The sequence below is a fragment of the Tateyamaria sp. Alg231-49 genome (assembly GCF_900143535.1).
In the GTDB taxonomy this organism is placed as follows: Bacteria; Pseudomonadota; Alphaproteobacteria; order Rhodobacterales; family Rhodobacteraceae; genus Tateyamaria.
On sequence record NZ_FRFA01000020.1, the window covers coordinates 57,985 to 67,028 of the forward strand.

The following is a 9,044-nucleotide window of genomic DNA, read 5'->3' on the forward strand; positions in this document are numbered from 1 at the left end:
TCTTAAGGGGTCGCCGGGGCGGGAGCGGTCGGAGCCATACTGTCCCACGTGCCGTCTTCCCAGTTTTGACCCAATGGTGTCATCTCGCCGCTGAACTCGTCTTTCTTCCACAAGATCAAATCGCCAGTTCTTGGATCGGGAGCAGCGACGAACAATGTCTGTCCCTCAGGTCCTCCCCAATTGGAATCGGCAATCACAACTTCGGGCATTGGCAACCGTTCCATCAAATAGGAACCGATGTCTTGGTCCACCTGGTCCTTCACCTGACTCTTGTAAAAGTTCAGGATCACAGCCTTGCGCGGATTGTCTGCTGTCGGTTCTTTATCTGCAACGTAGGCATCTGCTCTCTTTTGGGCAACCACGTCGCGGTAGGCGACAACTTCGGCTTGAATCTTGTCGTTGACTTCTTGCGGCGTCATTTCTGTCGTCGGCTTATTTGCCAATGCGGCGATCAAAAGAGGTCGCTCTATGTCATCGGCCTTGGCGGCCATTGCCTTGATCTGGTCATCAAACATACGCGCTGCGCGATCCGCTGGCAACTTGGCAGCGGCAACGGCTTGCCCGGGCGCCACCAATTCCGATTGAATTTTCGCCGCCATGTCAGGGCCTTGCAGCTTCGCATTCGACGGGTGATTTGGCAGGGCGTTAAACGCATGTGCTGCGTTCTCGCCGCCCGTGCCGACGGGCTCCAGATCGTCTGTCCCGGGGATGCCAAGCACGGATTGGATGATCTGAGACGTGCGCGCAGAACGCGTCACACCAGTTGCCGGCTTTTCGCCCAGGATGTCTGCACGGGTGTAGGGCGCACCTTCCAGAACTGCCGCCGTCTGATACTCCATCCCACCGCTCGTTAAATTCCATGGGGCCTTCTTCTTTGCGCGATCTTCACCATCGCCAACAGTTCCGCCGTAGGATGTCACCAACGCATCCGCTACCGGTGAATTGGCGCCGGGAATAGGATCACCTGCGCCGTCTTTGGCAACGAAGATATCAAGTACAGCCTTTCCTTCATCACTGGTGGCGTCGTGACCTGTGACTTCTAACGTCACTTCTTTAAGTGCCGCGACCATCTCGGCCTCGCTGGTAATGGCCTTGCCTTTATACATGACTTGATAGCCACCTTGGCTGGAGTGGCCGTCACCACCGCCACCGTCCGGGCCGCCCACTTCGGGGCCTGCATTGTATTCGAACTTGAACTTCTCAGAAATAGCCCTGTCGAGTTGTTTCTTGATGCCCGGAACCGGCAGTTTGCCCGGCTCGACCTTGTCGTTCCATTTCTCTGCAGGGATTACAGTGGACAAAGCACCAAGGGCATTGGGTCCGCTCAGCGCACCGTTAAGCTTCAAACGTTCCTGGCTGTCCGCCTTTTCTGCTGCCGCCGTAGCCACCGAATACTCCCAAGTGCGCATCATGGGGTTTTCGCCCAAGGGCGGGTTTGTATCTGCTGGGAAGATGCGATTGTCGGCCGTTTCATACTGACCAGTGCTCGCAATCTTCTGAAACTCTTCCATAGCGCGCAGCGGATCCGTCTCGCGGATCGCACGTACCGGAGCTGTAGAAAAGCACGAGCCCACCGGCCCTTGGCTAAGCGGTGTCATCATTGCTGACATAACGGCAGCCTTGGCATCGCCATCATCGATTTCCCCGGGCTTTTTGCCCATCGTTCCGGCAATAATTTGCGACCCAGCCACAACACCCGCCATTGGTGGATGTGGCACCTTGGCGGCATCGATCAGCTTTTGTGCGTCAGCGCCTTTCGGCCCCTCAAAAAGGTCCCGCATTTCCGTCATTTTCGCCGTCATATGAGGCGAGAATGTATTTAGAGAGCCAGGATGGAACATCATGTGATCCATCGCCTCTTTGCCTTCGGGACTGGCGAAATCCACTTTGCCATTGTCGCCAATCACCGCAGCTCCGACAGCGGTCGAGCGACCCAAAGCAATCTTATTTTTGCGAGCAGTTTCTTTTTTGCGGTCAGTTTCCGGTTTGCTCAAACCGCCATAGGGGTCTGGCTCCAATTGCTTGCCGCTCTTGAGGTAGGCGTCAAACCCGTCGAAATAGGCTTGTCCTTCTGTCGCACCCAATTGCAACGCATTGCCCGCCATAGCCCGCATCGCGTCTTCTGACATGTCGAGCTTGCGCCCATCCGGAGCTGCGAACCCATCGTTTAACTTGTCGGCTACAAATCCCGCATTCTGCGCGATGACAGATGGATCTTTGGATCGAGCTGCAAGGTCAAGCGCGTCACGCGCCAATGCGCCATCCTTAGCGAATACCTCGATGAACTTCTGTTTGTCCTCAGCTTTGAATGCAGGCTTAGCATTTGGCGACAAACGGCCAAAGCTCAATGCATCCAGCATCGCCTTTTTGCCTTCCTTTCCTTTTAACTCATTATTCGCCGCCGTCTGGGCTCCGTTTGCAGTATCTGATGCCTCCTTGGCCGCTGCCAACGCATCATCAGCCTGCTTTTTTGCTGCGTCTGCTGCTGCCTTTAGGGCCGCTTCCGCCTCCTTGCGCAGTCGATCAAGCTCCATCCCACGCAACATCGCCGCGTTGCGTTGCGCCTCATCCATTTCTGAAGGCTCTGGCAATGAAGCGTTAAAGCTCTCCCAATCCGCCTGCGCAGACGCCAAAGCAGTCTGTGCAGTCGCCCACGCCGAACCTGGTACGGGCGCTAATCCGGCCACATCCGCCTTTGCCTTCTCAAGCGCGACCTGAGCCGTCAATGCCGCTTTATTGGCAGCCTCCAGGGCTGTTCGGCTGGTCTCGATCGAGGCAGGCGTCGCATCAATGCGCCCGTCCTTTTCCATTTCGTCCAGCGTGTCCATCGCTGTTTGATAGGTGTCGGGATCCGCAGTTCGCAAAGCAAGCAAAGCTTCCCGCTGCTTGGCAGGCAACATCGCCAGATCAACAACGTTGTCGGCAGTTTCAGAGACGACCTCAGCGACTTCAGTAACCGCTTCGGCAACGTCACTCGCCGCTTCGGAAAGCCCACCTGCTGCCTTGCCAATCAGATCAGATGCTGCGTCAAAGAAGCCCCCTTTAGGATCGCCCAATTTTGCAAGCTCGCCTTCTGCAAACTTTTTCGCCAAGCCTATCAAACCCATTGCCTTTTTCGGGTTCGCGACACTGACCATCGCGGCGAAACTTGCCTCGATTTGCCTCGCCTTACGGGCAACAGGTTCAGCGGCCTCAGATTGCAATCTCGCAAGATCCGCTGCCACAGGCTGGAACGCCTCGACAACGCCGGCCATTGCATCTTCCACTTGATCCGTAACAGAGCCTGTACCGGACAGGGCCTTACCTACAGATTTCAGCAATGCTTCGGCTTTGTTAAGCGTGCCGCCTGAAATCTCAGCCGAAATAGCCTTTAGAGCAGTCTTGAGTTTTTCTGTTGTTGGATCCGCGGGATCAAGAGCACTGACACCGGGCACTAGCTTTTTCAACTCGGCCGTCAGCGCCAACTTCCGTTCGGCATCTGGATCCGTCTCTGGCACTGCGTCAACAACATCAGACTCCGCATCGCCCTTTGATTTGGTCTTTTCTGTCGAGACATCATCCTCGACCGCCGGCTTAGGATCACTGGCCGCATCTTCATCTTCCTCGCCGTCGTCAATCACTTCGCCAGAAGGCAAGACGAAGGCGACTTTGAATGCCATTCCCAATTGTTTCATGTGCTTTTTGGATTGGTTCAGCAAAGATCCGGGAGGCGGGTCGCCATCGACCAGAAAATCGATCCGCTTTCCTTTAACCGTCATCACCCCCTGACACCCCTTTGCGGTGCCGCCATTGGCCTTGGCCTGACGCATCATCACGTTGGCATTCTTCTTGGGATCTGCGGCTAAAACAACACCTCCAGCTTTACCCACAACCAATGCAAAATTGAGTTGGCGTTTGCGTGCCTTGGTGATCAATTCACCCCACTCAGCGGCTTCTTCTTTAATCTCTGCAGCAGATTTTTTGGACATGGGCAGCAAGGTCCTTAAAGCGTTCTGTCCACAATACACAACGCACATCAGAGGCACGCAGGCCTCTTGGCGAAATGCATTCAAGACTTAGTTTATATCAAAAATATGTCTTACTATCCTCAAAGCGTCTCATGTTCGGGGTGCGAAATCAACATGCTGTTGTTGATCACCCCCACCCCAAAGGCCCGCGCTGACTGTCAGAACATAGCCAGACTGCCAGCCCAATTCTGACCAGTCTCTGCTAGGATGGAAAACCTGCTCCTTTTATTAAGCAGAGGCGGCGCAACCGCGCTGAAGAAGCCAAGCGGTTCAGCCTTAGGATTAAGTCGGCCTCAGATACTGCTATTCGCGAGTGACGTGCCCGGCATACCAATGCGAACTTAAGCGATTGAAATCATCAGCAGTCCGGCGCTTGTAACCACTCCCAAAATTGGCACGACAAGTGGGGCATGAACGGTCCCTTCAACTCTTTGGCCATTCAATTTCAGCCTTATCAAAGCAAGATTTACCAGTATGAAAACAACCAAAACGATCTGAGAAGTGCGCTCGGCGAGAGCCTCAATCGGCAGAGCCAGACTGAGAAGCAAGATCATTGCCGTTACAGCCAAAGTTGCAACGATCGGAGTTTGTGTGGAGGGCGAAACCTTCGCCAGGATCGCTGGCAAGTGGTTTCGTTCCGCCAGACCGTAAATGACGCGTGACGCCATGATCATCTGAATTAGGACCCCATTTACAGTCGCGACTACTGCGATCAGACCAAAGGCCTGCTTTGTTCGGTCTCCGGCCTCGACGAAGACAAGAGATAGCGGTGCGGAGGAAGCGGACAGAGTTGGGATCGGGACAGCCACCAATACGGCTATCGTTGTTCCGATGTACAACACCGTCGCCAGTATCAACGTCCAAAAAATGGCTTTCGGCATCGTTGCCTTTGGGTCTTTGACCTCCTCGGCAACGTTTGCCATGTCTTCAAAACCAACAAATGCAAAAAACGCCAAAACCGAGGCCGATCCGATGCCAACCCAATGTCCAAGTTCAGAAGGCGTAAGGGTTTCGAGAATAGAAACACCCTTCGGATCGGGTGCGCTGAACCCCCAATACATCACAAAAACAAGACCAGAAATTTCGATTACTGTGATCACTGCAGCGATGGTCACTGACTGTGTAATCCCCCAGAGCGCAATAAGCCCCATGACGATCACGACACAAGCCGTCAGAAACGCCTCAGAAACAGCCCAGAATTCATGAAGATATGACCCTGCCCCGATGGCCACCGCTGAGGCCGACACCATCCCCGATGCCGCAACGAGCAGTCCGACAATCGTGGCGAGCCAGCCACGTTTGAAGCCAGCTTCAACATAGGCAGCCTCACCGGCGCTTACGGGATATCTGGTTGATAGTTCGGCATACGAAAACGCCGTGAATGCCACAACCAACGCCGCCATCAAAAAAGCGATTGGAGCAAACTGGCCCGCTTCTGCCGCAGTGGTGCCCACGAGTACATAAATGCCCGCACCAATCGTCACGCCCAATCCATAAAGAACCACCATTGGCGTTGTCAGGGCGCGCCGAAGTTTTGGTTTTCCCGTCGCCTCGATGGCATTGGACGCTTGCGAACCAAGTTCAGAGGCACTGTCAGGTACGTTGCTCATTTTCTAATGCCTTTAGGACAAGAGCAGAAAAAATCTGAAACCCTGTCACCGTTGGTCAATCGAATGGCGACAAGTGTCAGATCAGGTTTTTCACTGTGCTTAGGTCACCGAAGGACGTGAACTGCGCATTTTGCGTGACGTACGACGCGGTGTGCTGTCGATCCCAAAAAGTAGTCCTGAAGACCGGGACGGTGAGATGAGATGATGATGCAGTCAACGTTTTCATGCTCAGCATGGTCGACGATTGTACGCCCAGCATGCCCAATAACAGCAACCGCTTTCACATTTGGGAGCCCGCCAATTTCAGTTTTGAGCTCTGTTTCTGCGACATTTCTTCGGTTGGACAATATCTCGGCAGGGATCTCGTTTGCGACATAGCCTGGAATTTCTTCCACAACGTATAGAGCTGTGATTTCTGCGCCCTCGTCCGCAAGGAGGCGGGCTACCTCGAATGCCTTTCCGTTTTCCTTGGAGTGATCCAGAGCAACGGCAACAAGGATATTCCTATACATCTCATTCTCCTTTGTACGACCCGAACTCGGCAAACATGGCGCACGTGTTTCGGATCAATTGGTGATCAGCTTCCTCCCAAAACCGCCCACGTGGGTCGGCCGGACCACAACGACCACCTGTTGGTTTTCGGTCTACCAAGCTTAATCTCTTCGGCTTCCCCACGCTTTGACACATCTCAAATTGCCAATGTGAAATGGAGATGGGGTCGTCAAACCTTTGGATGCTTGCTCCGGCAGGCAAAGAAATTGGTTCGAAACGTCCATGTACTCATGGTGCGCCTAGAATGCGCGCGCGCTGTAAATTTGGATGTTCCAGCCAAAGACGTGCCCAAACGACTATACTTTTGGATAGGTACGTATACGGAGTCGTTCTTGCTCGACCGGCCGCGATCCTGTCTCGTTCGAGAGTGCTAGCAGCACATCGAGCGACTTAAAGCTAAACAAAATTCGGCTTTCAGCTACACTCACGGATCGCGTGAAGCTTTCGGTCGTTCGACTTGTCAATGTCATTTGTCCCGACATCGGCACTGCTGGAGTCCAACGAATTGGATTCAATCCCCGCGCTCTGGGTGGGCGCGGGGATTTCCATTTTCGACTATTCCAGACGTCGGAGTACGTTCCGTCTGATGGCTGATCTGGATGGAGCGTGCGGGCAGAGAGATTTTCTGCGTTTCTCAGTACCAAAGGAAATCGAACGTCCAGTATCGCTGCCAAGTCGATGATCTCATTGCTTCAAGCCTTGTATGCATGAAGGTTCTAATTCAGCCGATGGCTCTGTTCAGATGCTCATTGGACCAAAGGAACAGTGTGAACGACAGCCGTAGGAAAACGGCGCGGCTCGCAGCAGCAACTCAATTTGGGTCATAGAGGTACCCAATTCCCCGGACAGTCTTGATGATGTCCGGTTTTTCCGGATTGGTTTCCAGCTTTCTGCGCAACCGGGAAATTCTGATATCGATACTGCGGTCGAACGGGTCCCAAGATCGGTCATGCGCCTGTTCCAAAAGTTGATCCCGGTTCAGAACGCGACCTCGGTTTTCTGCAAATACCTTGAGCAGGCTGTATTCCATTGCGGTCAATTGAACTTCTGATCCATCCGCGGCCAGCAGCTTGGCCTCGTCAGTATCCAAGGTCAAATCGCCAAAACGCGCATGTTTCGCTTCAGATTGGCTGGACTTGGCCGGACTACTCATAGCTTCGCGTCTCAGGATCGCCTTGATCCGGGCTTCAAGCTCACGCAGGTCAACCGGTTTACCAAGGTAATCATCCGCGCCCATTTTTAGGCCAATGATGCGGTCAACCACATCCCCGGCAGCGGTCAGCATGATAACAGGGGTCGCGTTTTCCGGACGCAAGGATCGCAGAATGGACAAGCCATCCTCTTTTGGCATGTTGATGTCCATGATGATCACATCCACCGAAGTGAGCGCGAGAATATCGCGCAATTCCGCGCCTCCTGATGCTCCGGACACCTTATACCCACGCTTGCCAAGATACTCCTGCAGCATTTCGCGCAGGTCGATCTCGTCATCGCAAACCAGAATGTGCGCGTTCTGATTGTCCATCCGGCATGTCCTTCTGTTCGGCGAGTAGCATTGCGACAAGATCTCTGAGTTCTGCAGGTGAGACGGGTTTTTCCAGATATGGCAAACCGGCCTCTGTCAGGAGCGCACGAGAGTTTTGTCCCATCGTGTCACCCGTAATATAGGCGGTCCTTTCCAGCATCTTTGGGAATTGTGACACTAAGGTTTCGTATATCTTGCGTCCGTCGATGTCCGGCATGTTCAGATCGCTGAGGAAAATGTCATAATTGGATGTTCGAAGGCACTTCAGGGCTTCTTTACCAGTTGAGACAAACTCAACGTCGAACCCTTCCCTTCGAAGCATTTCGGCATTCAACTCTCCCACGTCCACCTCATCATCAACGATCAAGGCCCGTAGGTTCGCGGGCGCGGAAACGGAGTTGGTTGGCGCGTCTATTTCAGACATCTCGCGCACAGCAGCAGGAAGCGTAATGCGAAAACGCGTGCCAGTTGCTCCGGATTGATCAAGCCTGATCTGGCCACCATGCGACAGGATGATCCGGTGACAAAAAGCCAAGCCGATCCCCGTTCCCTCGCCCACCTCCTTGGTGGTAAAAAAAGGTTCAAATATACGCGCCCGGATGGCGGCAGGAATGCCAGGGCCGTTATCTTGAACAGTGATTTCAACCATCTCAGTGTCAGGGTTTGAAACGGCAGAGATTTCGATCAGGTCACCTTTGCCCGACCTACTCAGCGCTTGCTCTGCATTGATGATCAAGTTGATGATCACTTGTGTGATCTGATCTGCGTCTGCGGCAATCGGCAGCAGATTGTCTGAGACGTTGCGCACAATGGCAATGTCGCCCGATGTGTTGCCGTAGCCAGCCACATCCGCCGCCGTTTCAATGACGCCTGCAACATCGACGTTTTCGATCTTGCTGGGTTGCTGTCGCGCCATAGCAAGGAAGGTTTTGACGATCTTGGCGCACCGTTCTGCAGCAGACCCGATCTTGTTGATACGGGCCGTCAATTCGGGGTCTGTGATCTCTTCTTTCAACATGAGCGAATGCCCCACAACCACCGACAGCGGATTGTTCAGCTCATGCGCCACACCGGCAAGCAATTCGCCAAGAGCGGACTGTCTGACGTCAGCGCTTATGGGTCCAAATAGGGCAAATTGCTAAGAGAGTGTTCTTGGCTCATCGTAACCACCGAGGAGTGGAAGATGAGACAGACCAATGGAACACGCAAAAGCTCAGGCGAGAAGATCGTCAAAGACATCAAACGAGCGACCCGCAAGCATTACTCGTCCGAAGAGAAGATCAGGATCGTCCTGGACGGTCTGAGGGGCGAGGACAGCATAGCTGAGCTGTGTCGTCGTGAGGGTATCTC

General features: G+C 53.7%; 5 protein-coding genes and 1 pseudogene. 1 reads left to right on the forward strand and 5 read right to left on the reverse strand.

All coding sequences use genetic code 11. The features are described 5' to 3' along the window. Window positions 1-2: 2 nt before the first annotated feature. The 5 genes from DHN60_RS19920 to DHN60_RS19940 all read right to left on the reverse strand — a co-directional run bounded on the left by DHN60_RS19920 (window position 3) and on the right by DHN60_RS19940 (window position 8,775). Entirely contained in the window at window positions 3-3,968 is a 3,966-nt protein-coding gene (locus DHN60_RS19920; protein WP_108839071.1) for a hypothetical protein, read from the reverse strand. Window positions 3,969-4,348: 380 nt separating this feature from the next. Continuing rightward, window positions 4,349-5,617: an APC family permease gene (locus tag DHN60_RS19925; protein ID WP_108839072.1), complete on the reverse strand. Its 1,269-nt coding sequence runs from the start codon at window positions 5,615-5,617 to the stop codon at window positions 4,349-4,351. A gap of 104 nt (window positions 5,618-5,721) precedes the next feature. After that, entirely contained in the window at window positions 5,722-6,129 is a 408-nt protein-coding gene (locus tag DHN60_RS19930; protein ID WP_108839073.1) for a universal stress protein, read from the reverse strand. An 851-nt stretch (window positions 6,130-6,980) separates the two neighbouring features. Then, window positions 6,981-7,694: a response regulator gene (locus DHN60_RS19935; protein WP_108839074.1), complete on the reverse strand. Its 714-nt coding sequence runs from the start codon at window positions 7,692-7,694 to the stop codon at window positions 6,981-6,983. After that, window positions 7,657-8,775, reverse strand: a complete 1,119-nt coding sequence (locus tag DHN60_RS19940) for an ATP-binding protein (protein WP_255415592.1) — start codon at window positions 8,773-8,775, stop codon at window positions 7,657-7,659. The genes DHN60_RS19935 and DHN60_RS19940 overlap by 38 nt, the downstream gene beginning before the upstream one ends. Window positions 8,776-8,877: 102 nt before the next feature. Here DHN60_RS19940 and DHN60_RS19945 point away from each other — a divergent pair. After that, window positions 8,878-9,044, forward strand: a pseudogene (locus DHN60_RS19945) (IS3 family transposase); the annotation flags it as partial.

Excerpts from the sequence above, each read along its gene's own strand:
- DHN60_RS19920 (WP_108839071.1), bottom strand. The coding sequence starts at position 3,968 with ATGTCCAAAAAATCTGCTGCAGAGATTAAAGAAGAAGCCGCTGAGTGG.
- DHN60_RS19925 (WP_108839072.1), bottom strand. The coding sequence starts at position 5,617 with ATGAGCAACGTACCTGACAGTGCCTCTGAACTTGGTTCGCAAGCGTCC.
- DHN60_RS19930 (WP_108839073.1), bottom strand. The coding sequence starts at position 6,129 with ATGTATAGGAATATCCTTGTTGCCGTTGCTCTGGATCACTCCAAGGAA.
- DHN60_RS19935 (WP_108839074.1), bottom strand. The coding sequence starts at position 7,694 with ATGGACAATCAGAACGCGCACATTCTGGTTTGCGATGACGAGATCGAC.